The sequence below is a fragment of the Aeromonas aquatica genome (assembly GCF_000764655.1).
Taxonomy (GTDB): domain Bacteria; phylum Pseudomonadota; class Gammaproteobacteria; order Enterobacterales; family Aeromonadaceae; genus Aeromonas; species Aeromonas aquatica.
Window position 1 is genome coordinate 94,914 of sequence record NZ_JRGL01000007.1, and the last position, 24,041, is coordinate 118,954.

A 24,041-nucleotide genomic window follows, 5' to 3' on the forward strand; every position below is an offset into this window, starting at 1 on the left:
TTCCCCAGTTTTAATTCTCGATCAGAGGTTGCAGCTTTTTGTCGATTGCTTCCCTCGCCCGGAAGATGCGGGATCTCACCGTACCCACAGGGCAATCCATGATCTCCGCAATCTCTTCGTAGCTCAGCCCTTCCATTTCACGAAGGGTGATCGCTGTTCTCAAGTCTTCAGGCAAGGCTTCTATGGCGGTAAACACGGTACGCTTGATCTCGTCGGTCAGCGCCAGGTTTTCCGGGGTAGCCACCTCTTGCAAGGCTTCGCCCCCACCATAGTATTCAGCCTCATCTGCTTCGACATCACTGCTGGGCGGTCTGCGCCCCTGTGAGGTCAGGTAATTTTTGGCCGTGTTGACGGCGATCCGGTACAACCAGGTGTAAAACGCGCTCTCGCCACGGAATGTCGGCAACGCACGGTAAGCCTTGATAAAGGCCTCCTGCGCCACATCCGGTACATCGCCCGGATTGTTGACATACCTGGCCACCAGGTTGACCACCTTATGCTGGTATTTTTTTACCAGCAGGTTGAATGCATTTTTATCGCCACGCTGGACCCGTTCAACCAGCTGTTCGTCCAGTAGATTCTGGTCGCTCATCAGAGCCGTAAAACCCCCATCAGGTTATCGTTCTTCTTTTCCGGCCCTTTCTAAGCGCACAAGTTCAGACAGGAGGAATCAGAGAAAGTTCGCTTGCATTGAAAAAAATGTGATGCGAGCTGCATCACAACCCCCCTTGGGCTACCATGGGGCCAGTTCTTAATCCAGGCCAATGATACTTATGAAAGCAAGTGTTGAATACCTTTGCGACGTACTGATCATTGGCAGCGGTGCCGCCGGTCTGTCCCTCGCATTGCGATTGGCGGACCAGGCCAAAGTCCTGGTTCTGAGCAAGGGGCCCATCAGTGAGGGGGCCACTTTCTATGCGCAAGGAGGCATCGCTGCCGTGTTCGACGAGACCGACAGCATCGAATCCCACGTGAGCGATACGCTCAACGCCGGCGCCGGGTTATGTGACCCGGCCGTGGTGGAGTTCACCGCCCGCAACGCCCGTGGATCCATCCAGTGGCTGATCCAGCAGGGGGTCCCCTTCGATCAGGAAGAGGATGCCGAGGGCGAATCCCACTACCACCTGACCCGGGAAGGGGGTCACAGCCATCGCCGCATCTTCCACGCGGCCGATGCCACCGGCAAGGCGGTGCAGCTCACCCTGATCGATCAGGTGCGGGCCCACCCCAACATCCGGCTGATGGAGCGCTTCAACGCGGTGGATCTCATCACCACCCGCAAGCTGAACCTGCCAGGCAACAAGGTGCTCGGCGCCTACGTCTGGAACCGCAACGTCGAACAGGTCGAGGTGATCCGCGCCCGCTTCGTGGCACTGGCCACCGGCGGCGCCTCCAAGGTGTATCAATACACCTCCAACCCGGACGTGAGTTCCGGCGATGGCATCGCCATGGCCTGGCGCGCCGGCTGTCGGGTGGCAAACCTGGAGTTCAACCAGTTTCACCCCACCAGCCTGTTCCACCCCGACGATCCCAACTTCCTGCTGACCGAGGCACTGCGCGGTGAGGGCGCCTATCTGCGCCGCCCCGACGGCAGCCGCTTCATGCTGGACTTCGACGAACGCGCCGAGCTGGCACCGCGGGACATAGTCGCGCGCGCCATCGACCACGAGATGAAACGCCTCGGCGCCGACTGCATGTATCTGGACATCAGCCACAAGCCGGCGGACTTCATCATAAAACACTTCCCGACCATCTTTGAGCGCTGCCTCGCGGTCGGCATCGACATCACCAAGGAGGCCATGCCCATCGTGCCGGCGGCGCACTACACCTGTGGCGGCGTGATGATAGACAACAACGGCCAGACCGACATCCCGGGTCTCTACGCCATCGGCGAGGTGACCTATACCGGCCTGCACGGCGCCAACCGCATGGCGTCCAACTCGCTGCTGGAATGCGTGGTCTACGCCCATCAGGCGGGGGCCGACATTCTGGCCAAGCTGCCCATGAGCGTGGAGCCGCCCAAGCTGCCAGCCTGGGACGAGAGCCAGGTAGACGACTCGGACGAGCAGGTAGTGATCCAGCACAACTGGCACGAACTGCGGCTGATGATGTGGGACTACGTGGGGATAGTGCGCACCAACAAGCGTCTCGCCCGCGCCAAGCGCCGCATCGACCTGCTCAAGCAGGAGGTGCAGGAGTACTACGCGAACTTCCGGGTCTCCAACAACCTGCTGGAGCTGCGCAACCTGTTGCAAGTGGCCGAGCTCATCGTCAACTGCGCCCTGCAGCGCAAGGAGTCTCGGGGCCTGCACTACAATCTGGACTATCCGGACCTGCAGCCGGACTCCAAGCCAACGGTGCTGACCCCGGACAGGGATTGATCCTGCCCACTGCAAATGACCAAGTGAACCCCGCCCCGGCGGGGTTCACTGTTTATGGGCGACGGAACAATGTGGTCAGCGGGGCGGCGCGAGATGGATGGCGCGGGCCAGCAGGCGGTAGTGTGCCGGCGCCAGCGCATCGGAGAAGAGCCAGAGCTGGAGCCTTGGCCCCTCCCCCTGCAGTTGTAGCCAGAGCACACCGGGCAGGATGCGGCTGCGGGAACCCAGCCGGTAACGCTTCCCCTGCCATTCCAGCCATTCGCCATCCCAGATCAGCTCACCGCGAATGAGCATGACACGACGCCAGGCAAGCCAGAGGCCCGTCAGCCAGCAAGGCAGAAACAGCCCCCACTGCCAGCCCTGGATCAGGCTGGCGGTAGGCCAGAGCAGCAACAGAAACAGGAGGCACAGCAGGCAAAGTTGCTGGCGGGAGACGATAACGGGCATCTGAACCCGCGTCCGGGAAGCTGCGCCGTCAGTCATGATGGCCCTGGGTGCGCGTCAGGTGCGAAGCATTAGCGCAGATTGTCGTGACGGGCCTGGTTACGTTCCAGGATCAGCGGGATCATGGCGGCGAAGGCGGGATCTTCCGGCACGCCGTGGCCCATGCTCCAGCGGAACAAATCCGGATCCTCGCACGCCAGCAGGCGGATGAAGGTCTGCTGCTGCTCGTCGCTCAGGCTGTCGAACTCGTGTTCAAGAAAAGGCATAAAGATCACATCCAGCTCGAGCATGCCGCGACGGCAGGCCCATTTCAGGCGGGACTTTTCAATTGGGCTCAACATGGAACTCTCCTTACAAAGACGCGGGAATGGTAGCAGCTGGATTTTCCGGCTGACAAACATTCCTTACGTCTTTACCATGCAGGTCACATACTTTCTGTCTCTGGAATACCATCGTGAGCCTGCTGACCCCTGTTTTTCCTGCCGAGCCAACCCTTTTCCCCCTGACGGATCTCGCCATCACCAGCCTCACCGGTCAGGACCGCGCCAAGTATCTGCAAGGCCAGGTCACCTGTGACGTCAATGCGCTGCTACCGGGCCAGAGCAGCCTGGGAGGTCATTGCGATCCCAAGGGCAAGTTGTGGAGCGATTTTCGCCTGCTCTGCCTGGAGGATCGCCTGCTGCTGCTGACCAAGCCCTCGGTGCTGGTGCACCAGCTGCCGGAGCTCAAGAAGTTTGCGGTGTTCGCCAAGGTCGAGATCGGCGAGAACCACGGTCAGGCGGTCGGGGTGGCCGGTCAGGGCACGGACGGCTGGGTTGCGACGCGTTTTGGCTTGTCACAGACGGCGCTGATCGAAGGCGGCATGGCGGTGCGGGTCGAGGCGGATCGCTGGCTGCTGGTGAGCGAGCAGCCCCTCGCCATCGACTTGCCGGCCGGCAACGAGTCACTCTGGTGGGGGCTGGAGATCAAGGCGGGCATGCCGCATATGGAGGCGGTGCATCAGGGGGAATACATTCCCCAGATGTTGAACCTGCAGGCGCTGGATGGCATCAGCTTCACCAAGGGCTGCTACATGGGGCAGGAGATCGTGGCCCGCGCCAAGTATCGTGGCGCCAACAACCGCGCCCTGTTCGTGCTGGCCGGGCAGGCCAATGCCCCCGTCGCCAGCGGCGATCCCCTGGAGATCCGCCTCGGTGACAACTGGCGCCGCAGTGGCATGGTGCTCAACGCCTGGCAGCAGGAGGGACAGCTGTGGCTCACCGCCGTGCTGCCCAAGGATACCGAGGCCGACGCCCAGTTCCGTCTCAAGCAGGACGAAGGCTCCAGCCTCGGCCTGCAGCCCCTGCCCTATCCCCTGATCGACTGATCCCCGATCGGCGGATGCCGATCGCTAACGAGGCACCCGCGCCAGCAGTGCCTCTTTCAGCCAGCGCCCCGCCAGCCCCAGCGGGCGGGCGCGATGCCACTGCAACTCCAACCCCAGCTCCTGGCTTGAGAGAAAGTCGGGGGTCAGTATCACCACCTCCCCCCTGGCCAGGGGCCGATGCAGCAAGAAATCGGGGACGGCCGACCAGCCCAACCCCAGTTTTACCAGCTCCAGGATGCCCAGATCCCCCTCGACCCACCACACCTGGGACGAGAGGCGGAAGCGATGGCGCTCCGTCCCCTCCCGTCGTCCCGTCACCATCAGCTGGCGAGCCCCTTGCAGGTCGCTCTCCCGCAGCGGCGCCTTGTGGGCCAGCGGGTGATCCGGGGAGACCACCAGCGGCATGCTGACGACCCCGAGGGAGCGCGCGACTATCTCCCGCTCCGGCTGCTCCTTCTGGTAGCTGATGCCAAGCTGGGCGCGGCCGCTCTTGAGCAGTTCGGTCACGTCCTCCATCAGCGGGAACAGCAGCTCCAGCTCCACCGTCGGGTAACGGGTGGCGAACTCCTCCAGCAAAGAGCCGAGCCAGGGAAGATGGGAGTCGTCGTCGATGGCCAGGGTGAGCCGGGATTCGATGCCGGTGGCCAGCTCCCCGGCAATCGCCTGCAGCCGCTCACTCTGGGCCAGCAGTATACCGGCCTCCTGGCTGATGCGGGCCCCCGCCTCGGTCAACACGGGATAGCGGCCGGTGCGATCGAACAGCTCCAGCCCGAGATCGATCTCCAGGTTGGCGATGGCAGTGCTGACCACCGACTGCGCCTTGCCCAGCTTGCGCGCCGCCGCCGAGAAGGAGCCGGTTTGTGCCGCCGCCAGCAGCGCCTTGAGTTGTTCCAGAGAGGGGTTCATCGGCCTGTTCCTGTCATTGGTGGGCGTTCTATCCATCTATTTTAGCGATAGATACTAACGTGAATCTATCCAATATAAGCGGTACATTGACCGCCATAGAGATTCAGCCATCAAGTAAAGGAGACTGAAGATGCGTAATACTCGTGATCGTCTGCGCCATGCCATTGGCTTCGAACTCATTGGCCTGCTGATCGCGGCCCCGCTGGCAAGCTGGGTCACCGGCGTCGGCCTCAATCACATGGGCCCGCTGGCCCTGTTCTTCTCGGTGGTCGCCACCGTCTGGAACTATGTCTACAACATCGGGGTGGACAAGCTGCTGCTGCGCTACCAGGGCCATACCCACAAGACGCTGTGGCAACGGGTGCTGCATACCTTCGGCTTCGAGGGGGGCCTGCTGATCGTCGCCCTGCCGGTGATGTCCTGGTGGCTCAACATCGGCCTGCTGGAGGCGCTGGTGCTGGATCTGGGCTTCGTGCTGTTCTATCTGGTTTATGCCTTCGTCTACAACTGGAGCTATGACAAGCTGTTCCCCATCCCGGCTCGGGTGCAGCAGAACGCACTGGGTTAAACGATAGAAAGAAGTGATAAGTCATGCGAGGCACCATCATGCGAGAGACATGATGGTGCTGGGAGGACAAGGCGCCGGGCCTGCCGGGCGATCAGGCTTGCGCCTTCACCTCTTCGGCCGGGGCTTCTGCCTCGGCTGACTCTTGGGCCAGCAGGGCCTCGAGTTTGCTCTGGTACTGGTTCAGCATGCGCTGGGCCGCCACCATATCCCCCTTGTGCAGACGCTCGAACAGATGGTGTTGCACCACGCCGTTGAGATACTCCACCGTGACAGGTTGATCCAGGGTAGCCAGCAGCTCCTCTTTTTCCAGCTCGGCATTGATTTCATCGGCACTGGTACGCAGCAGACCGGCCAGTTGCACCAGCATACGGCGCTCACCTTCGCGCAACAGGCTCAACATGCGGTTTCTCTGCTGCTCATTCTGTTGGGTCATACATTTCCTTACGTCGAATGGGAACAAGCCCGCTCATTCTGCCCTGTCCTTTTCACAGCGTCTATCTCGGGCGCATCACTTATTTGGCGGCTTGGCAGGACATGCACGGCGGGTGCTATTTATGCGGCCCCTAGGGTATAGTAGCCTCTGGTTTATGGGTCTGTTTCAGCCCATTCTGACGAGATTTTCACGCCATGACCGACGCTATTTTGGTGCTATGCACCTGCCCGGATGAAGCCAGTGCGGATCGCATCTGCGAACAGCTGCTGACCGAACACCTCGCCGCCTGTATCAATCAGCTGCCGGGGCTCACCTCCGTCTATCGCTGGCAAGGCAAGATTGAACGCAGTCGTGAAATCCAGCTCATCATCAAGTCGAGGAGCGGGCTGTTCGAGCCCTTGCGCCGGTGCATTCTCGATCATCATCCCTATGAGGTGCCGGAGATCCTGGCGCTGTCCGTCAGCCAGGGTCATCAGCCCTATCTCGACTGGTTAACACAGGAGACCTCATGACCTTGCCACGCCTGCTCTCCCCTCTGCTGCTCCTGCTCAGCCTGCTGGCGTCCCCCGTGCACGCCAGCGGCAACGATCTGCTCGCCAGCCTCGGCATCGCGACCGGTGCCCAGCCCACGTTTCTGACCGTCGACGAGGCCTTCGTGCTGGACAGCGAGCAGCGAGGGGACAAACTGCTGCTGACCCTGCGCATCGCCGATGGCTACTATCTCTATCGCCATCGCTTCAGCTTCAAGGGGGAGAACCTCGCCTTCCGCGAGCCCGAGCTGCCCACCGGGACCGAGCACCAGGACGATTTCTTCGGCAAGACCCGGGTCTTCTACCAGGAAGTGCAGATCCCGCTCACCCTGACCGAGGTGGGCCAAGCCGCCAGCATCAAGATCAGCTATCAGGGCTGCACCGATGGCCTCTGCTACCCGCCCACCGACAAACAGATTGCGGTGCAACCCCTGGTCGCGGCGCAGTCCGCTGGCGAGGCGGCAGCGGCGGCGAGTTCAGAAACGGCCGCCACCCCGGCCAGCAGCCAACAGGATCAGCTGGCCGCCGCCCTCGGCAGCCAGGGCTTCTGGCTCAATATCGCCGCCTTCTTCGCACTGGGGCTGGGGCTCGCCTTCACCCCCTGCGTCTTCCCCATGTACCCCATACTGACCGGCATCATCGCCGGTGCCGGCCAGCATCTCTCCACCCGCCGCGCCTTCCTGCTCTCCTTCGTCTATGTGCAGGGGATGGCGGTCACCTACACCCTGCTCGGGCTGGTGGTCGCCTCGGCGGGCCTGAAGTTCCAGGCGGCGCTGCAGCACCCCTATGTGCTGATCGGCCTCTCCGTGATGTTCGTGCTGCTCGCCCTCTCCATGTTCGGGCTCTACAGCCTGCAACTGCCGAGCAGCCTGCAGACCCGGATCGTAGGCCTGTCCAACCGCCAGCAGAGCGGCTCCGTGGTAGGGGTCGCCATCATGGGGATGATCTCCGGCCTGGTCTGCTCCCCCTGTACCACGGCGCCGCTCTCTGGCGCCCTCATCTACGTGGCCCAGAGCGGCGATCTCTGGCTCGGCGGCGCGGCCCTCTATGCGCTGTCACTCGGCATGGGGCTGCCACTGCTACTGCTCGGCACCTCGGGAGGCAAGCTGCTGCCCAGGGCTGGCGCCTGGATGGATGTGATCAAGCAACTGTTCGGTTTTGCGCTGCTGGCGGTGCCCGTGCTGCTGCTCTCGCGGCTGTGGGGCGATCAGATCACCAACCTGGTCTGGCTGGGCTGGGGTCTGGCGCTGTGCGCCTACCTCTATCACCACAACCAGCACAGGCCCCATTCGGTAGGCCGGAGTCTGTGCGGCTTCACCCTCTTGCTGGTGATGATAGGGACCGTGGTAGTGGGCAAGGAGCTGCTGTTGCCGGCGCCAGGGGTCAGTGCCAACACCCAGACCCAGACGCCCCAATTCACCCGCATCAAGACTCTCGACGATCTCAAGAGCCAGCTCACCGCCGCCCGTGGCAAACCGGTGTTGCTGGATCTCTATGCCGATTGGTGCGTGGCCTGCAAGGAGTTCGAACACAAGACCTTCAGCGACCCCGCCGTGCGGGCACGCTTCGCCGACATGGTGCTGCTGCAGGCGGATGTCACCGCCAACGACGATGCCGATGTCGATCTGCTCAACGGCCTGAACGTGCTGGGACTGCCGACCCTGATCTTCTTCGACAGTGCCGGCAATGAGGTAAGCGGCCAGCGGGTGACCGGCTTCATGGGGCCGACCGAGTTCCTCGGTCATCTGGACAAGCTGCGCTAAGACTTCGGCTCGGGGCCGCAGCCCCGGGCCTGCCGCGATCGGCGGCTGATTTTTCTGACCATCCCTTGTATCTGCGAGACGCCGTGGCAAACTTTGCCCTTTCCCGTCTCGCATCATCCGGAGTTTTGATGAAAAAGTGGTTCATCCCCCTGCTGGCCTGCTGGCTTTATGGCTGCGATGCAGGTCCAGGTGAAGAGGCGATCCAGACTCAGGTCACCGCCAGACTCCAGGCAGACACAGACGCCAACCTGTTTGAGATCAGCGACTTCGCCGTGCTCGGCAAGGAGGAGCGGATGGAGGGCGTCTATCTGGTGAAGGTGGGCTACCAACTGCACTTCAAGCAGAGTCTGGATCAGCTGCAGATCCTGCAGGATGAAGACCTGATCTACGACAGGGTGGGCCCCTTCCAGCAAGAGATGGGGCTGATGGAGCTGGAGCGCAAATACGGCGAATTCGAGGCCGGCCAGGCGCTGGCCCAGGAGACCGAAGTCTGGATGATGAAGACCGAACAGGGTTGGCGCCTCGCCGAGCCAGGCCAGACGCAAGCACCGGACTCCCCCGCCTCCTGATTGCCTCGGGGCCTGGCAGCGCCTGGCCCCGACACCATCCCTTTGCGACCCATCCCTTGCCGCTTTAACCCGGCACCTCCCAGGCGCCGGTCAAGTCCTCACAGCAGATCCTTCATCCTGTGCCACAACATCCCCAGCGCCAGCAGGGGGGAGCGCAGGGAGGGCCCGCCTGGGAAGGTCATGTGAGGCACGGTGCTGAACAGATCGAAGCCCCGACTCTCCCCCCTGATCACCTCGGCCACCAACTTGGCGGCCATGTGAGTGGCATTGAGGCCGTGTCCCGAGTAAGCCTGGGCATAGAACACATTGGGGTACTCTTTGAGACGCCCGATCTGCGGCAGCCGGTTGGCGCCTATGCCGATCATCCCCCCCCACTGAAACTCGATGGCGGTGCCCGCCAGCTCAGGGAAGACCCGCAGCAGCTTGGGCAACATGAAGGCCTTGATGTCCGTGGGATCCCGTCCCGAATAGTTGCAGGCCCCGCCAAACAACAGCCGGCCATCGGCTGACAGCCGGTAATAATCGAGCGCCACGTTCTGATCGCAGACCGCCATGTTCTGCGGCAGCAAGCGCTGGCGCAGCCGCTTCTCCAGCACCTCGGTAGCGAGGATATAGGAGCCCGCGGGCAGCACCTTGCCCCCCAGGTCGGGATTGAGATCGTTCAGATAGGCGTTGCAGCCGATCACCAGGTAGTCGGCACTGACCCGGCCGTGGGCCGTGGTGACCTGCACCCGATCGCCGTAGTCGATGTGGATCACCCGGGATTGCTCGAACAGGGAAGCGCCCAGACTCGCGGCGGCGCGCGCCTCGCCCAGCGCCAGGTTGAGGGGATGCAGATGGCCTGAGCCCATGTCGATCAGGCCACCGAGGTAGCGATCCGACCCCACCACCGATTTGATCTCGCCGCCGGGCACCAACCTGACCTCATGCCGGTAGCCCAGGCTGGCCAGGTGCTCGGCATCCTCCTCAAATCCCTTGAGATGGCGCGCCTTGGTGGCGAGATCGCAATAGCCCCAGCGCAGATCGCAATCGATGTTGAACTGCTCGATGCGCTGGCGCACCAGCTCCACCGCCTCCAGTCCCATCAGATCCAGCTCGCGCACCCCCTGCTCGCCGATCCAGCGGGCAAACTGGCTGGTGTCGTGGCCGATGCCACGAATGAGCTGGCCACCGTTGCGGCCAGACGCCCCCCAGCCGATACGGTTCGCCTCCAGCAGCACCACCTTGTAGCCCGCCTGTGCCAGGTTGATGGCGGTATTGAGGCCGGTGAAGCCGCCGCCTATGATGCAGACGTCGGCATCCCGCTCACCGCTGAGCTCGGGCCACTGCTGATGGTCGTTGCGGGTCGCCGCATAGTAGGAGGCGACGTGCTCCTGATGTCCCTGTCTTCCTGTGTGCATGCTCAGCATCCTGCCTTGGTCGCATTCGTTTACTAAATTAAACGATCTGTTATCGATAATACCCAGCCCATGGGCACGGATCCAGCCTGTCGGGATCACAGAAATGCAAAAGGTGCCCCGAAGGACACCTTATCTACGCGATACCGTCACCGAGATGACATAAAAAAGGCGCCCCGTGGGGCGCCTCTTTATGCATGCAAGGTACGGTAACGAATTACAGTACGTTGATGGCGTTCAGGTCGGAGAAGGCTTTCTCCAGACGGGCGATCATGGAAGTCTGACCGGCACGCAGCCATACGCGCGGATCGTAGAACTTCTTGTTCGGCTTGTCGGCGCCTTCCGGGTTGCCCAGCTGACCCTGCAGGTAAGCTTCGTTGGTCTTGTAGAAGTGCAACAGACCTTCCCAGGTAGCCCACTGGGTGTCGGTGTCGATGTTCATCTTCACGACGCCGTAGGAGATGGATTCACGGATCTCTTCCAGAGTGGAACCTGAGCCACCGTGGAACACGAAGTCCAGGGACTTGGCAGGCAGACCGAACTTCTCGGAAACGTACTTCTGGGAAGCGTCCAGGATGGACGGGGTCAGCTTGACGTTACCCGGCTTGTATACGCCGTGCACGTTGCCGAAGGAGGCAGCGATGGTGAAACGCGGGCTGATCTTGGACAGACGCTCGTAGGCGTAAGCCACGTCTTCCGGCTGGGTGTACAGGGCGGATTGATCCATGTGGCTGTTGTCCACACCGTCTTCTTCGCCACCGGTGCAACCCAGTTCCAGCTCCAGGGTCATGTTCATCTTGGCCATGCGAGTCAGGTACTCACAGCAGATGTCGATGTTCTCTTCCAGCGGCTCTTCGGACAAGTCCAGCATGTGGGAGGAGAACAGCGGCTTGCCGGTCTCGGCGAAGTGCTTCTCGCCCGCGTCCAGCAGACCGTCGATCCACGGCAGCAGCTTCTTGGCGGCATGGTCAGTGTGCAGGATAACCGGAACCCCGTAGGCGGCAGCAACGGCGTGCACATGCTTGGCACCGGAGATGGCACCCAGGATGGCGGCTTGCTGACCTTCCAGCTTCAGACCCTTACCGGCGGTGAACACGGCACCACCGTTGGAGAACTGAACGATGACCGGCGCTTTGACCTTGGCAGCAGCTTCCAGTACGGCGTTGACGGAGTCGGTACCGACGCAGTTGACGGCTGGCAGAGCGAAGCCGTTCTCTTTCGCGATGGCGAACACTTTCTGAACGTCATCACCAGTGATCACGCCGGGTTTTACGAAGTCGAAAATTTTCTTAGACATGTTAAATCGTCCTGTTCTCGTATGCCGTTAATAAAAAATGGGGGGTTCATCATGAACTGGCACAGCGGTCACATGATAAACGAAACGGGAGGCTTTTGCCCCCCGTCCCGGGTCAATTAGGCTTTGGCGCGCTGTTCCAGCATCGCAACGGCCGGCAGTACCTTGCCTTCCACGAACTCCAGGAAGGCGCCGCCGCCGGTGGAGATGTAGGAGACCTTGTCGGCGATGCCGAACTTGTCGATGGCGGCCAGGGTGTCACCACCGCCGGCGATGGAGAAGGCCGGGGACGCGGCGATCGCTTCGGCGATCACCTTGGTGCCTGCCGAGAACTGGTCGAACTCGAACACGCCGACCGGGCCGTTCCACAGAATGGTCTTGGCGTTCATGATGATGTCGGCCAGGGCCTTGGCAGAGTCAGGGCCGATGTCGAAGATCATGTCGCCGTCGGTCACATCGGAGACGGACTTGATGGTCGCCGGAGTGGATTCGGAGAACTCGGTACCCACGACCACGTCGGTGGTGACCGGAATGTTGGTCTCGGCGGCCAGCTTCTTGGCGGTGTCGAGCAGGTCGTGTTCACACAGGGACTTGCCGACGTTGTGACCGGCAGCAGCGATGAAGGTGTTGGCGATGCCACCACCGACCACCAGCTGGTCAGCGATCTTGGAGAGGGATTCCAGCACGGTCAGCTTGGTGGAGACCTTGGAGCCGCCCACGATGGCAACCATCGGGCGCTCGGGCTTCAGCATGGCCTTGCCCAGGGCTTCCAGTTCACCGGCCAGCAGCGGACCGGCACAGGCGACGGGGGCGAACTGAGCCACACCGTAGGTAGAACCTTCGGCGCGGTGAGCAGTACCGAATGCATCCATTACGAAGATGTCACACAGGGCGGCGTATTTTTTGGCCAGCTCTTCGGTGTTCTTCTTCTCGCCCTTGTTGAAGCGGCAGTTTTCCAGCACAACCAGCTCACCGGCGGCGACGTCTACGCCATCCAGATAATCCTTGGCCAGGCGGACCGGGCAGGACAGAGCGTCTTTCAGATAGTTGACAACCGGGGCCAGGGAGAATTCTTCGTTGTACTCACCCTCGGTCGGACGACCCAGGTGGGAGGTGATCATCAGCTTGGCGCCCTTTTCCAGAGCCAGCTTGATGGTCGGCAGCGTTGCCACGATACGTGCGTCGGAAGTGACCTTGCCGTCTTTTACCGGTACGTTCAGGTCAGCACGGATCAGAACGCGTTTACCCGCCAGATCCAGGTCGGTCATCTTGATAACAGACATATTCAGTCCTCTATATTTTCAGGTAATGTTAAAAACAGTAACCTTGCGCCCGGTGCACGCTCTCAGCATGCGGCCATCATGGCCCGGGTGGTATCCAGCATACGGTTCGCGAAGCCCCATTCGTTATCACACCACATCAGCATCTTGACGAGGTTGGCATCGCTCACCCGGGTCTGGGTACCATCAATGATGCAGGAGTGTGCATCATGATTAAAGTCTACGGAGACCAAAGGCTCTTCCGTGTAGTCCAGGATACCGCTTAATGTACCTCTGGATGCCCGTTGCAGGGCTTGATTTACGTCACTAACTGTCACTTTTTTACGAACAGTAATGCTCAGATCCATGGCGGTGACGTTGATGGTCGGCACCCGTACCGCGATCGCTTCGAACTTGCCGGCGAAGTGGGGCAGGATACGCTCCAGCCCCTTTGCCAGCTTGGTATCCACCGGGATGATGGACTGGCTGGCTGCCCGGGTTCTGCGCAAGTCACTGTGGTAGGCATCGATGACTTGCTGATCGTGCATGGCCGAATGAATTGTCGTAATAGTACCACAATTTATCTCGAATTCTCGATGCAATGTTTCGATGACAGGCACCACGCAGTTGGTGGTACAGGAGGCATTGGAGACGATCCGCTCCCTTCCTGTCAGCACCTGGTGGTTCACCCCGAAAACGATTGTCGCGTCTACGTCCGCCTCGGCCGGATGGGAGAACAATACCTTGCCCGCCCCCGCCCCCAGATGACGCTCGGCATCGGCTCGCGAGCCGAACACCCCGGTGCAGTCCAGCACCACATCCACCCCCAGCGCCCGCCAGGGCAGATTGGCCGGATCCCGCTCCGCAAACAGGGAGATGAGATCCTCCCCCACCAGCATGCTGTTGCCCGCGAGCTGCACCGGATGGTGGAAACGGCCGTGGCTGGTGTCGAAACGGGTGAGGTGCACCATGGCCTCGGGCGCCGCCAGCTCGTTGATGGCGACTATCTTGATGTTCTTGTCACGCCCGCTCTCGTAGAGGGCCCGCAGCACGTTGCGGCCGATGCGCCCGTACCCGTTGATGGCAATCTTGATCATGGAAAAAGTGTGTCCTTAGCGACGACAAAAGGGGCCTGTGGATGGCTCACGACAGCAGGGCATCCTGGAAGACGCCTCTGGCCAGCAGCGCCGCTCCGAAGACGCCGGCGCTGTCCCCCAGCGCCGGCGCTATGATGGGCGTGGCGAAGCGGGGGTTGAACAGGAAGGGCAGCACCGTCTGCCGGCCTGCGGTGTAGAGGCTCTGCACGTTGCCGACCCCGCCACCGATGACGATGACGTCCGGATCCAGGATGTTGACCACGTTGGCCAGGGCCTGACCGAACAGCAGGTGCAGGCGGTCTATGGTGAGCTTTGCCACGTGATCGTGGGCGCTGGCCGCCGCAATCTGGGCGAGGGACAGGTGGCGCTTGGCCTTGGCCTCGTACCAGGCCTCCAGTGCGGGGCCGCTGATGAAGGTCTCGACACAGCCGCGCTTGCCGCAGTAGCACTCGGGGCCATCGGGAGAGAGCACGTTGTGACCCCACTCCCCGGCGATGCCGTGGTGGCCGTTGAGGATCCGGCCGTTGATGACAATGCCGGAGCCGACCCCGGTGCCCATGATGATGCCGAACACCACCTTGGCCTCGGGATGATGCTGACGCACCGCCCCCAGATGGGTTTCCGCCAGGGCAAAGCAGTTGGCGTCGTTGGCGATCAGCACCGGCACACCCAGCTTGCGCTCCAGATCTTCCTTGAACGGCTTGCCGTTGAGCTCGGTGGTGTTGCAGTTCTTCATCAGACCGGTCTGGGGATCCCGTGCCCCCGGCGTGCCCATGCCGATGACACTGGGGCGCTGGCCGAGTTTCTCAGCACATTCCTCCACCAGCTTGGCAATCTGGCCGATCATGTGCTGATAACCACCGTGGCGTTCGGTGGGGATACGATGGCGCAGCAGCACCTCATCACCCGCCAGCACCACGCACTCGCACTTGGTCCCGCCAAGGTCGATGCCCCAATCCCACGATGTCTTGCTCATTCTGCCTCCTGCATGGCGAGCGAGTCGGCCGAGACGCGTCCCCACCGGCTGTCGCTCATCTTGTGTGTGGCCACCGCCACAGATGGCGCAGTGTAACCCGAGCCGGGGCCCCTGCGCAGCTCCCAAACAGTGCAGCCCAGGCGACAGGCCCTCAACGCCAGATCGCCAGAAACGAAACGGGGCCAGCAGGCCCCGTCGTCATACAGATTTTGTCGCCTTAGCGGCCGTGATACTGGGCCGACAGCTCGTGCACCGCGTTCACAAACACCCCTGCGTGCTCGGGATCCACATCCTGATGGATGCCGTGGCCCAGGTTGAAGACGTGGCCGTTGCCCTGACCGAAACCGGCGAGGATGGAGGCAACTTCTTCGCGGATACGCGCGGGCGCGGCATAGAGCATGGAGGGATCCATGTTGCCCTGCAGCGCCACCTTGTCACCCACCCGGCGCTTGGCATCGGCGATGTCGGTGGTCCAGTCCAGGCCCAGCGCATCGCAACCGGTGGCGGCGATCTGCTCAAGCCACTGGCCGCCGTTCTTGGTGAACAGGGTGACAGGGACGCGGCGCCCCTCATTCTCACGGATCAGGCCGTCGACGATCTTGTGCATGTATTGCAGGGAGAAGTCGCGGTAGTCGCGGGGGGTCAGCACGCCGCCCCAGGTATCGAACACCATGACTGACTGGGCACCGGCCTTGATCTGGGCGTTCAGATAGGCGATCACGCTGTCCGCCAGCTTGTCCAGCAGCAGGTGCAGGGTCATGGGCTCGGCGTACATCATCTGCTTGATCTTGGTGAACGCCTTGGAGCTGCCCCCCTCCACCATGTAGGTGGCCAGGGTCCAGGGACTGCCGGAGAAACCGATGAGCGGCACTTCGCCCTTGAGCTCACGGCGGATGGTGCGCACCGCGTTCATCACGTAGCCGAGTTCATCTTCCGGATCCGGAATGGGCAGCGCCTGCACGTCGGCCATGGATTTGATAGGGCGCTCGAAGCGCGGGCCTTCGCCGTGCTCGAAGTAGAGACCGAGCCCCATGGCGTCGGGCACGGTCAGGATGTCGGAGAAGAGGATGGCGGCATCGAGGGGATAGCGGCGCAGGGGCTGCAGGGTGACCTCGCAGGCCAGCTCGGCGTTGCGGCACAGGGACATGAAGTCCCCCGCGACGGCGCGGGTCGCCTTGTATTCCGGCAGGTAACGGCCAGCCTGACGCATCATCCAGACCGGGGTCATGTCCACTTCCTGGCGCAGCAGGGCACGCAGGTATCGATCGTTCTTCAGCTCTTTCATCCCAGTTCCTGAGTCATATCCAGCATAAAATGGCGGATATGATACCACTTTGTGTGGGGAGAAGGGCGGCCCAAACGCACGGCCTGACCGGTTCGAGTGCAAAGATGTGAGGGGGCGCAAACAAGGGACCCGCTTTCCTGCCGGCATGGGCTCCGTCAGACCCCGTCGCCGAGGCACAGCGCGATCAGTCGCCGCGCTATGGTGCCCTGGGGCGGCAACCGGGGCAGCGCATTGGCCTCAAAGAAGTCGGCGGCTACCAACTCCTCGTCCTGCACCTTGATCTCGCCGCTCAGGTAGTCGGCGGTGAAGCCCATCATCAGGCTGTGGGGGAAGGGCCAGGGCTGGCTCGCGACGTAGCGGATATTGTCGACCCGGATGCCGCTCTCCTCGAACACCTCCCGCGCCACGCACTGCTCCAGGTTCTCACCTGCCTCCACGAAGCCGGCCAGCACCGTATACATGGGATCCTCCGCCTGATAGTGACGGCGATGGGCCGCCAGCAGCACGGCCGGTCCCTTGCGCACCGCCACTATGATGCAGGGAGAGATGCGCGGGTAGACCAGATGGCCCTGCTGGCATCCCAATGCCCACTCCCCCGCCTTGGGGGCCATGGGGGCGCCACACTCGCCACAGAAGCGGTGACTGCGCCTAAAGGTGGCCAACTGCCAGGCGCGACCGGCAAGGCGAAACCCTTCCTCATCTCCCGCCACCATCAGCTGGCGCAGGCCCGCCATGGCCTGGGTATCGGCATCCTCCCCCAGATCCAGCAGGTAGCAGGGCTCGCCACCCCAGTCGTCGAAGCGCTCGAACGGGGCCTCTTGCAGCGGCGGTGGCAAGCATTCACGCGAGCCCTGCGGGATCTGCCCCTGCGTATCCAGCAGGACGAGGTGATCGCCCCCCAGCACGAACCAGCGGGCCTGTTCGGTCGATGACATAAGATGAAAGCTCTTGTTGAGAAGGGCGTGCGAGGCACGGACAAGTGGGGTTTATCTTACGATCGGGCCAGCCCGGAGGCGACCCCAAGATGGTCACGGCATCGACTATCTCGCCGCCCAAAAGCAGAGGGGCCGCCTTGGCGACCCCTCTCTCTTTCAATCGATCGTTCGATCAATTCATCCAGCGTTCGCTGCTCTTGCGACGGCGAGGCAGCATAGGCAACAGAATCCCGAGCAGGATGCCGCCACCCACCATGGCACCACCGCGGATGAACCAGTCCATCTGCATGTCGTGCTCCTGGTTGTCATAGCTCTGGGTCAGGGCGTCGTTCTGCTCCTTCAGACTCCCCATCTCATCGCTCTGGCTGGCGAGCTGGGCCTTCAGGCTGGCGATCTCCTTGGTCTGTTCGGCGATCTGGCCATCCTTCTCGGTGAAGCGTCGCTCGTTGTCGCCGTTGAGATTCAGCAGGCGGGCCTTGGCCTCTTCCAGCGCTTTCTCAACCTGGGGCAGCCGCTCGCGCAGGCTGATGCCGGTTTGCAGCTCGGCGTTCTTGATCCAGCCTTCACGGCCGCGACCGTCCACCACCTGGGTGAAACCGGCCTCGTTGTTCACTGCCTTGACCTCCAGCGGTTCACCGGCCTTGACGCTGCCGAGAATCCGGTACTGGGTACCAGGACCGTTGTGGATATAGGTAAATATGTCGTCTGAAACATAACGGGTATCGGCCAGTGCCTGTTGGGCACACAAGCAGATCAGGATCCCGAGAAGGGCGCGCATGGTCGATCGATTCTCTTCGTTGAATTAGGTGACAGGCCGAATGTTAAGCTGCTGGCGGGTCAAAGGACAAGCAAAGAAAAGCGTCTTCCCCCTCCCTGAGAGCTGTCTCGCATCTTCTCCCCTTTGCCACGCGACCATTCCAGACGCCGGAGGCTAAGGCTGGCGCAGGGACTGCACCTCTTCGCGCAGCGCCTTGAGCTCTTGCAGCAACAGCGCCTGCTGTTCATTGTGCTGGCGTCGCCACTGGGCATCGTCGTCGTTGGTTCGCCCGGGATGAACGAACAGGCTGGCCATGAAGCCGCTGAGGGCACCGAACAGCCCGACCCCGAACAGGATCAGCAGGCTGGCGACGAAGCGCCCCTCCTCGGTCTTGGGCACCAGATCCCCGTACCCCACGGTGGATAACGTGACGAGCGTCCACCAGAACGCATCATAGGGGGTCTGGATCAGGCTGTCTGGCTGGCCCGTCTCGAGCCAGTACATGACACCCGACCCCAGCCCCAACAGCAGGAAGAACAGGAACAAAATGCCGGACAGGGTCGTCTCGTTGCGCTCGCGGCGAAACATGGAGAGCAGATCCGGCCTGTCCCGCAGCAGTTGATAGACCCGCCACAGCTGGATGAGCCGTGCCCAGCGCAGCTGCTCCACCATGGGCAGGCTGCCCGGCAGATAGAACCAGTTTGCCTTGAGAAAGGCCAGCTTGTCGGAGGCCCGCACCCAGCCATAGGCGAAGTGGGCGAGGAAGAAGTAGCAGATCAGGCTGTCGATGTCATAGAACAGTTGCAGGGTTTGCGGGCTCCATTCGTTATGCCCCCACCAACGGGCAGACACCAGACACACGGAGATCACCGACAGAAACGCCATCAACAGATCCATGGTGCGCAGATGAGTTAAGTGATGTCGCATACATTTTCCTACTTCAAGCACAGTGCGAATTAATAAAAAGGAAGATAATGCCGATAGTCCTGAGGACAAAGGAAAACCGCCATCAAAGAAGGAGAAAGATTATGCAGTTAAACCCGCTGGAACGGCGAATGAGCAATATCCGGCTGGTGCCCAAAGTGGTACTGCTCATGGTGTTCAGCACACTGCTGTTGCTGGCCAAGCTCTGGTTTGATGCCAGCAATCTGGAGACCACTTTGCTGGCGGAAGGGATAGAGGCCACCAAGGCCAATGCCATCGCCGATCGCCTGCTCTGGACCGGCGTCATGGAGACGGCGCTGATGGGGGTCGTCTTCGTCGTCCTGCTGCTGACCGGCTCCCGCCTGATGGTCAAGCAGGTGCACTACCTGGTGGGGCTGCTCGAGCGCTTCGCGCGCAAGGATCTCAGCCACAGCGTGTTGCTCAAGTCCCGCGATGAATTCGGCGACATCGCCAAGGCGGTCGCCCACTCCCAGGAAAATCTCAAGCAGGTGTTCGGCACCCAGCGGGTCGCCTGCAAGGAGCTCAACGACATCGCCTCCCAGGTCACCCTGTGCATGGAGGAGGCCAACGAGGCCATCAACGAGGAATTCACCCAGATAGAGCAGCTGGCGAGTGCCATGAGCCAGATGGTCGGCGCCATTCGAGAGGTCGCCAATCATGCGGAGCAGGCCTCCCACGCCACCGCCGACGCCAGCCAGCTTGCCCGGGAGGGCAGCCGCTGCGTGGCCGACACCGTCAGCACCATAGACACTCTGTCCGGCAACATCCAGCGCTCCTCGGACGTGGTCAATGCGGTGGAACAAGGGGTCGATCGGATCGGCTCTGTGGTGGACACCATCCGCAGCATCTCGGAACAGACCAATCTGCTGGCGCTGAATGCCGCCATTGAGGCCGCCCGCGCCGGCGAGGCGGGCCGTGGCTTCGCCGTGGTGGCCTCGGAGGTGCGCGAGCTCGCGAACCGGGCCCAGGCCGCCACCGTCGAGATCCAGAAGATGATAGAACTGCTGCAGGGCAATGCCCGCCAGGCCGTCGATCTGATGGCCCAGAGCGTGCAGCAGGCCGACAAGGGGGTGGAGCAGGTGACCCAGGCCGGCAATCAGCTCGCCACCATAGTGCAGCGAGTGCAGGGGGTGGCCGACATGAACCGCCAGATCGCCACCGCCTCAGAGCAGCAGAGCTCGGTCGCCGAGGAGATGAACACCAACCTGGAGCAGGTCAAACAGGTGGTGGAAGGATCCGTGGTGGTGCTGCGGGAACTGCGTGAGGCCTCCGAACTGGTGGAGCACCACAGCCAGACCCTGGACTCCCATATCCAGGCCTTCAAGCTGGCCTGAGGTCGTGATTTGAGTAAACTGGAGGGCCCCGCGAGGGGCCTTTCTTATTCATGTCACGGCAAGGAGCCAGGATGCAGACAGCACAACACTCTCCCCAACTGGAGATCAGCGACGACAAGGGGCGGCTCGACGTGTCGCTGATCCACCAGTTCCTGTCCGAGGAGGCCTACTGGTGCCTCGGTATCCCGCGCTCGACCCTGCAGCGCGCCATCAACCACTCCCTCTGCTTCGGCGGTTATCTGGCGGGCCAGCAGGTCGCCTTCGCCCGGGTCATCACCGACAAGGCCACCTTCGGCTACCTGGCTGATGTGTTCGTGCTGCCCGCCCATCGTGGCCAGGGCCACAGCAAGGCGCTGATCGCCGCCATCCTGGCCCACCCCGATCTGCAGGGGCTGCGTCGCCTCTCCCTGGCTACCTCGGATGCCCAGGGCCTCTACGCCGGCTTTGGCTTCACACCACCGGCCAGTCCCGCCAGCCTGATGGAGAAATACGATCCCGAGATCTATCGGCGCACTTAAGCCCTTGCCGCCCCGAGCGACCATTTTCCTTGTCGGATCATGGTTCTTTTCCTCGACCTGTGACGAGGCGGGGCGGCAGTGATAGATTGGCTGCCGATATTTCTACTCAATGTGCAGATCCGTTAATCACAAGGACGGCAACCGTGGCCCAGCATCCCTCTTCTCTCTCGTCTGTTTCCCCCGCTCTTCCTCCCTTGTTGCAAGATCAGGCCCGGCGCCAGTGGCAACGGCTGCTCGCCTTGGCCCCCGACTATGGGGATCTGCCCCTGGAACAGCAGCAAACACTGCTCACCCTGTTCGGCCTCTCCGACTTCGTCTCAGATTCCCTCATCAAGCAGCCTGAACTGCTGTGGCAGACCCTGGCGTCGGGGGATCTCGCACGGCAAGCGCGCTGGCCCGCCTATGAGCCGGATCTCGCGACACTGCTCGCCGGGGTGAACGACGAGGAGACGCTCAAGTGCGCCCTGCGTCAATTCAGACGCAGCCGCATGCTGGTGATCGCCTGGCGCGAGCTGCTGGGTCATGCCGAGGTCGAAGAGAGCTTTATCCATCTCACCAAGCTCGCGGATGCGCTGATCTGCGGCGCCCGCGACTGGCTCTATGCCAAACAGTGCGGCGAACTCGGCACCCCGGTGGATGGCAACGGGGATCCCCAGCCGCTGCTGATCCTCGGCATGGGCAAGCTCGGCGGCGGCGAGCTGAACTTCAGCTCCGACATCGACCTCATCTTCACCTTCCCGGAGAACGGCTACACCGTCGGCGGACGGCGGGAGCTGGCCAACCAGCAGTTCTTCATCAAGCTCGGCCAGCGGCTGATCAATGCCCTGCACCAGCCGACCCAGGATGGTCAGGTGTTTCGGGTCGACATGCGGCTGCGCCCCTTCGGCGAGGCGGGCCCGCTCGCGATCTCGTTTGCCGCCATGGAGGATTACTACCAGCACCACGGCCGCAACTGGGAGCGCTACGCCATGGTCAAGGCGCGGGTGCTGGGCGCCCAGTGTGAACACGCCCAGGCCCTCACCGAGCTGCTGCGCCCCTTCGTGTTCCGCCGTTATATCGACTTCGGGGTCATCGACGGCTTGCGCCAGATGAAGGCGATGATCGCCGCCGAGGTGCGCCGCAAGGGGCTGGAGGGCAACATCAAGCTCGGTGCCGGCGGCATTCGCGAGGTGGAGTTCATCGCCCAGGCGTTGCAGCTCATCCGCGGCGGCCGCGAGCCCGCCCTGCGGGTGCGCCACCTGCCCGAGGCGCTGGCGGCCATCGACGCCTGTGGTGCCCTCGACGGTGAACGCTGCGCGCGGCTGCTCGGTGCCTACCGCTTCCTGCGTCGGGTCGAGAACATACTGCAGGAGATAGGGGATCAGCAGACCCAGACCCTGCCCATAGAGCCGCGGGATCGCCAGCGGCTGACAGCCTCCCTCGGCTTTGAAGACTGGGGTGCCTTTATGGCCCATCTCGACGAGGAGATGTCCGCCGTCCATCAGGAGTTCGTCGCCGTGGTGGGGGAAGAGAAGGAAGTGCCCTCCCATCTGGATCAGCTCTGGCTCGATCTGTGGCGCACCGAACTCGACGCCGCCGAGCTGGAGAAGCTGCTAGGGGCGCAGGGGGTGAATGATGCGGTCCCGCTGTGCGCCGCCCTGCTGCGCTTCAAGGAGGAGTACCGGCGTCGCCAGGTCGGCCCCCAGGGACGCGTCGCCCTGGACGCCCTGATGCCAGAGCTACTGCGGCTGGTGGTGGCCAGCGAGCAACCGGCACGGCTGTTCGAGCGGGTCTGCACCCTGCTGACCCGCATCTTCACCCGCAGCGCCTATCTGCAACTGCTGGCGGAAAACCCCGCCGCCCTGCGCCAGCTGGTGCGACTGTGCGATGCCAGCCACCTGGTGAGCGAGCAGCTCGCCCGCTACCCCATCTTGCTGGACGAGCTGCTGGATCCCCAGCACCTCTACCACCCGACCCCGCTGGATCAGTACAAACCCCAGCTGCGCCAGTTCCTGCTGCGCATCCCCGAGGAGGACGTGGAGCAGCAGATGGAGGCGCTGCGCCAGTTCAAGCAGGTGCAGCTCTTGCGCATCGTCGCCGCCGACATCGCCGGTGCCCTGCCGCTGATGAAGGTGAGCGACCACCTCACCTGGCTGGCGGAGGCCATCACAGAGGAGGTGGTCAACCAGGCCTGGGCCCAGATGAGCGAGCGCTACGGGGTGCCCCCCGAGGTGACCCTGAGCGGCCGGCGCGGCTTCGCCGTGGTGGCCTATGGCAAGCTCGGCGGCATCGAGCTCGGCTACGGCTCGGATCTCGATCTGGTGTTCCTGCACGGCGGGGATCCCAACAGCTATACCGATGGCCGCAAGCCCATCGACAGCCGCCAGTTCTACCTGCGCCTGGCCCAGCGCATACTGCACCTGTTCAGCACCCGCACTCCGTCCGGGATCCTCTACGAGATCGACATGCGGCTGCGCCCCAGTGGCGACGCCGGCCTGCTGGTCTCCTCCCTCTCCGCCTACGAGCAATACCAGCAGAACGACGCTTGGACCTGGGAGCATCAGGCGCTGGTGCGGGCCCGTCCCATCTACGGCGATGACGCCATCCAGGCCGCCTTTGCCGAGGTGAGGCGCGCCGTGCTCGCCAGGGAGCGCAACCTGCCCACCCTGGCCCGCGAGGTGCGCGAGATGCGCCACAAGATGCGGGATCACCTGCTCAAAGCGGGCGAGGGGGAGTTCGATCTCAAGCAGTCCCCCGGCGGCATGGTGGACATCGAGTTCATCGCCCAGTACCTGGTGCTGGCCCACGCCAATGGCGAACCGGACGCCCTCACCCGCTGGTCCGATAACGTGCGCATCTTCGATGAGTGCGTACTGGCGGGGGTACTCAGCCTGGAGCAGGCGGAAAACCTGAAGCAGGCCTATCTGGAGATCCGCAACCTGGGCCATCGCCTCAACCTATCGGAGATCTCCCGCAAGGTGAGAGACGATCAACTGCTGGTCGAGCGGGGCCATGTGCTGGCAGTCTGGCGACAGCAGCTCGGGGAATAAGTCACTGGGGAAGTTAAAGAGAAGGGGCGCCGCGGCGCCCCTTCTTCAATACTGAACTATCCCCTAACACCTTTCTATATATCTAACATGTTCCTCAATAGTGGTGAGCTGGATCTTGTTTCCAACATTCATACCTTGGCTTCCTATGGAACTTTGCTGAGTATTGAGTCGAGATGAAGATCTCCCATGTTTATCGGGGAGCCACAGAAAAACAGTTACGAATAACAGTACCCACACTGAACAGCTATGTAGAGA

23 protein-coding genes are annotated in these 24,041 nt (G+C 62.3%); 9 read left to right on the forward strand and 14 right to left on the reverse strand.

Annotated features, from left to right (window positions below):
• Nucleotides 1-10 precede the first annotated feature (10 nt).
• A complete protein-coding gene (gene rpoE, locus LG30_RS0101065) occupies nt 11-592 on the reverse strand; it encodes an RNA polymerase sigma factor RpoE (RefSeq protein WP_033128853.1) in 582 nt (193 codons plus the stop codon).
• A gap of 181 nt (nt 593-773) precedes the next feature.
• On the opposite strand from rpoE, the gene nadB reads away from it, so the two are divergent.
• Nucleotides 774-2,381, forward strand: coding sequence for an L-aspartate oxidase (gene nadB, locus LG30_RS0101070; RefSeq protein ID WP_033128854.1), 1,608 nt, complete (start codon nt 774-776; stop codon nt 2,379-2,381).
• 75 nt (nt 2,382-2,456) lie between these two features.
• On the opposite strand, the gene LG30_RS0101075 is transcribed toward nadB, so the two are convergent.
• Complete coding sequence (locus LG30_RS0101075; RefSeq protein WP_033128855.1) at nt 2,457-2,828, reverse strand: protein YgfX; 372 nt, start codon at nt 2,826-2,828, stop codon at nt 2,457-2,459.
• Nucleotides 2,829-2,896: 68 nt separating this feature from the next.
• Nucleotides 2,897-3,166, reverse strand: coding sequence for an FAD assembly factor SdhE (locus LG30_RS0101080; RefSeq protein WP_033128856.1), 270 nt, complete (start codon nt 3,164-3,166; stop codon nt 2,897-2,899).
• A 113-nt stretch (nt 3,167-3,279) separates the two neighbouring features.
• Between LG30_RS0101080 and ygfZ the strand changes: the two genes are divergently transcribed.
• Nucleotides 3,280-4,191, forward strand: a complete 912-nt coding sequence (gene ygfZ / locus LG30_RS0101085; RefSeq protein WP_033128857.1) for a tRNA-modifying protein YgfZ — start codon at nt 3,280-3,282, stop codon at nt 4,189-4,191.
• A gap of 24 nt (nt 4,192-4,215) precedes the next feature.
• Here the strand turns inward: ygfZ and LG30_RS0101090 are convergent, their stop codons facing one another.
• Entirely contained in the window at nt 4,216-5,097 is an 882-nt protein-coding gene (locus tag LG30_RS0101090; RefSeq protein WP_033128858.1) for a LysR family transcriptional regulator, read from the reverse strand.
• A gap of 130 nt (nt 5,098-5,227) precedes the next feature.
• Here LG30_RS0101090 and LG30_RS0101095 point away from each other — a divergent pair, with 130 nt between their 5' ends.
• Nucleotides 5,228-5,665, forward strand: a complete 438-nt coding sequence (locus tag LG30_RS0101095; RefSeq protein ID WP_033128859.1) for a PACE efflux transporter — start codon at nt 5,228-5,230, stop codon at nt 5,663-5,665.
• A 91-nt stretch (nt 5,666-5,756) separates the two neighbouring features.
• Here the strand turns inward: LG30_RS0101095 and LG30_RS0101100 are convergent, their stop codons facing one another.
• On the reverse strand, nt 5,757-6,098 hold the full coding sequence (locus LG30_RS0101100) for a hypothetical protein (RefSeq protein ID WP_033128860.1): 342 nt from the start codon (nt 6,096-6,098) through the stop codon (nt 5,757-5,759).
• A 194-nt stretch (nt 6,099-6,292) separates the two neighbouring features.
• On the opposite strand from LG30_RS0101100, the gene cutA reads away from it, so the two are divergent.
• From cutA to LG30_RS0101115, 3 genes are all read left to right on the forward strand, one after another.
• A complete protein-coding gene (gene cutA / locus LG30_RS0101105) occupies nt 6,293-6,610 on the forward strand; it encodes a divalent-cation tolerance protein CutA (RefSeq protein WP_033128861.1) in 318 nt (105 codons plus the stop codon).
• Nucleotides 6,607-8,391, forward strand: coding sequence for a protein-disulfide reductase DsbD (locus LG30_RS0101110; RefSeq protein ID WP_033128862.1), 1,785 nt, complete (start codon nt 6,607-6,609; stop codon nt 8,389-8,391). The genes cutA and LG30_RS0101110 overlap by 4 nt, the downstream gene beginning before the upstream one ends.
• 128 nt (nt 8,392-8,519) lie before the next feature.
• Nucleotides 8,520-8,960: a hypothetical protein gene (locus LG30_RS0101115; protein WP_033128863.1), complete on the forward strand. Its 441-nt coding sequence runs from the start codon at nt 8,520-8,522 to the stop codon at nt 8,958-8,960.
• Nucleotides 8,961-9,058: 98 nt separating this feature from the next.
• On the opposite strand, the gene LG30_RS0101120 is transcribed toward LG30_RS0101115, so the two are convergent.
• The 9 genes from LG30_RS0101120 to LG30_RS0101160 form a co-directional block, all read right to left on the reverse strand.
• Nucleotides 9,059-10,369 (reverse strand): NAD(P)/FAD-dependent oxidoreductase, encoded by a 1,311-nt coding sequence (locus LG30_RS0101120; RefSeq protein ID WP_033128864.1) that lies wholly within the window; start codon nt 10,367-10,369, stop codon nt 9,059-9,061.
• Nucleotides 10,370-10,574: 205 nt separating this feature from the next.
• A complete protein-coding gene (gene fbaA, locus LG30_RS0101125) occupies nt 10,575-11,654 on the reverse strand; it encodes a class II fructose-bisphosphate aldolase (protein WP_033128865.1) in 1,080 nt (359 codons plus the stop codon).
• 116 nt (nt 11,655-11,770) lie between these two features.
• The gene (locus LG30_RS0101130) at nt 11,771-12,934 is read right to left on the reverse strand and encodes a phosphoglycerate kinase (RefSeq protein ID WP_033128866.1); all 1,164 of its coding nucleotides are present in this window, start codon (nt 12,932-12,934) and stop codon (nt 11,771-11,773) included.
• A 62-nt stretch (nt 12,935-12,996) separates the two neighbouring features.
• Nucleotides 12,997-14,007: an erythrose-4-phosphate dehydrogenase gene (epd, locus tag LG30_RS0101135; RefSeq protein ID WP_033128867.1), complete on the reverse strand. Its 1,011-nt coding sequence runs from the start codon at nt 14,005-14,007 to the stop codon at nt 12,997-12,999.
• Between the two features lie 46 nt (nt 14,008-14,053).
• Nucleotides 14,054-14,983 (reverse strand): ROK family protein, encoded by a 930-nt coding sequence (locus LG30_RS0101140; RefSeq protein WP_033128868.1) that lies wholly within the window; start codon nt 14,981-14,983, stop codon nt 14,054-14,056.
• 217 nt (nt 14,984-15,200) lie between these two features.
• Nucleotides 15,201-16,268 (reverse strand): uroporphyrinogen decarboxylase, encoded by a 1,068-nt coding sequence (gene hemE, locus LG30_RS0101145; RefSeq protein ID WP_033128869.1) that lies wholly within the window; start codon nt 16,266-16,268, stop codon nt 15,201-15,203.
• 155 nt (nt 16,269-16,423) lie between these two features.
• The gene (nudC, locus tag LG30_RS0101150; protein WP_033128870.1) at nt 16,424-17,203 is read right to left on the reverse strand and encodes an NAD(+) diphosphatase; all 780 of its coding nucleotides are present in this window, start codon (nt 17,201-17,203) and stop codon (nt 16,424-16,426) included.
• A 172-nt stretch (nt 17,204-17,375) separates the two neighbouring features.
• Nucleotides 17,376-17,981 carry a TIGR04211 family SH3 domain-containing protein gene (locus LG30_RS0101155; RefSeq protein ID WP_033128871.1) on the reverse strand — a complete coding sequence of 202 codons (606 nt, stop codon included), beginning with the start codon at nt 17,979-17,981 and terminating at the stop codon, nt 17,376-17,378.
• Nucleotides 17,982-18,134: 153 nt separating this feature from the next.
• A complete protein-coding gene (locus LG30_RS0101160) occupies nt 18,135-18,956 on the reverse strand; it encodes a potassium channel family protein (protein ID WP_033128872.1) in 822 nt (273 codons plus the stop codon).
• A 32-nt stretch (nt 18,957-18,988) separates the two neighbouring features.
• Between LG30_RS0101160 and LG30_RS0101165 the strand changes: the two genes are divergently transcribed.
• From LG30_RS0101165 to glnE, 3 genes are all read left to right on the forward strand, one after another.
• Complete coding sequence (locus LG30_RS0101165) at nt 18,989-20,239, forward strand: methyl-accepting chemotaxis protein (protein ID WP_033128873.1); 1,251 nt, start codon at nt 18,989-18,991, stop codon at nt 20,237-20,239.
• Nucleotides 20,240-20,310: 71 nt separating this feature from the next.
• Complete coding sequence (locus LG30_RS0101170) at nt 20,311-20,757, forward strand: GNAT family N-acetyltransferase (RefSeq protein ID WP_033128874.1); 447 nt, start codon at nt 20,311-20,313, stop codon at nt 20,755-20,757.
• 143 nt (nt 20,758-20,900) lie between these two features.
• The gene (gene glnE / locus LG30_RS0101175) at nt 20,901-23,786 is read left to right on the forward strand and encodes a bifunctional [glutamate--ammonia ligase]-adenylyl-L-tyrosine phosphorylase/[glutamate--ammonia-ligase] adenylyltransferase (protein ID WP_033128875.1); all 2,886 of its coding nucleotides are present in this window, start codon (nt 20,901-20,903) and stop codon (nt 23,784-23,786) included.
• Nucleotides 23,787-24,041: the final 255 nt, after the last annotated feature.

Excerpts from the sequence above, each read along its gene's own strand:
- LG30_RS0101120 (WP_033128864.1), bottom strand. The coding sequence starts at position 10,369 with ATGCTGAGCATGCACACAGGAAGACAGGGACATCAGGAGCACGTCGCC.
- LG30_RS0101110 (WP_033128862.1), top strand. The coding sequence starts at position 6,607 with ATGACCTTGCCACGCCTGCTCTCCCCTCTGCTGCTCCTGCTCAGCCTG.
- LG30_RS0101090 (WP_033128858.1), bottom strand. The coding sequence starts at position 5,097 with ATGAACCCCTCTCTGGAACAACTCAAGGCGCTGCTGGCGGCGGCACAA.
- nudC (WP_033128870.1), bottom strand. The coding sequence starts at position 17,203 with ATGTCATCGACCGAACAGGCCCGCTGGTTCGTGCTGGGGGGCGATCAC.
- LG30_RS0101130 (WP_033128866.1), bottom strand. The coding sequence starts at position 12,934 with ATGTCTGTTATCAAGATGACCGACCTGGATCTGGCGGGTAAACGCGTT.
- fbaA (WP_033128865.1), bottom strand. The coding sequence starts at position 11,654 with ATGTCTAAGAAAATTTTCGACTTCGTAAAACCCGGCGTGATCACTGGT.
- LG30_RS0101095 (WP_033128859.1), top strand. The coding sequence starts at position 5,228 with ATGCGTAATACTCGTGATCGTCTGCGCCATGCCATTGGCTTCGAACTC.
- epd (WP_033128867.1), bottom strand. The coding sequence starts at position 14,007 with ATGATCAAGATTGCCATCAACGGGTACGGGCGCATCGGCCGCAACGTG.
- LG30_RS0101100 (WP_033128860.1), bottom strand. The coding sequence starts at position 6,098 with ATGACCCAACAGAATGAGCAGCAGAGAAACCGCATGTTGAGCCTGTTG.
- rpoE (WP_033128853.1), bottom strand. The coding sequence starts at position 592 with ATGAGCGACCAGAATCTACTGGACGAACAGCTGGTTGAACGGGTCCAG.
- cutA (WP_033128861.1), top strand. The coding sequence starts at position 6,293 with ATGACCGACGCTATTTTGGTGCTATGCACCTGCCCGGATGAAGCCAGT.
- hemE (WP_033128869.1), bottom strand. The coding sequence starts at position 16,268 with ATGAAAGAGCTGAAGAACGATCGATACCTGCGTGCCCTGCTGCGCCAG.
- LG30_RS0101165 (WP_033128873.1), top strand. The coding sequence starts at position 18,989 with ATGCAGTTAAACCCGCTGGAACGGCGAATGAGCAATATCCGGCTGGTG.
- LG30_RS0101140 (WP_033128868.1), bottom strand. The coding sequence starts at position 14,983 with ATGAGCAAGACATCGTGGGATTGGGGCATCGACCTTGGCGGGACCAAG.
- LG30_RS0101115 (WP_033128863.1), top strand. The coding sequence starts at position 8,520 with ATGAAAAAGTGGTTCATCCCCCTGCTGGCCTGCTGGCTTTATGGCTGC.
- LG30_RS0101075 (WP_033128855.1), bottom strand. The coding sequence starts at position 2,828 with ATGCCCGTTATCGTCTCCCGCCAGCAACTTTGCCTGCTGTGCCTCCTG.
- LG30_RS0101080 (WP_033128856.1), bottom strand. The coding sequence starts at position 3,166 with ATGTTGAGCCCAATTGAAAAGTCCCGCCTGAAATGGGCCTGCCGTCGC.
- LG30_RS0101155 (WP_033128871.1), bottom strand. The coding sequence starts at position 17,981 with ATGCGCGCCCTTCTCGGGATCCTGATCTGCTTGTGTGCCCAACAGGCA.
- nadB (WP_033128854.1), top strand. The coding sequence starts at position 774 with ATGAAAGCAAGTGTTGAATACCTTTGCGACGTACTGATCATTGGCAGC.
- LG30_RS0101170 (WP_033128874.1), top strand. The coding sequence starts at position 20,311 with ATGCAGACAGCACAACACTCTCCCCAACTGGAGATCAGCGACGACAAG.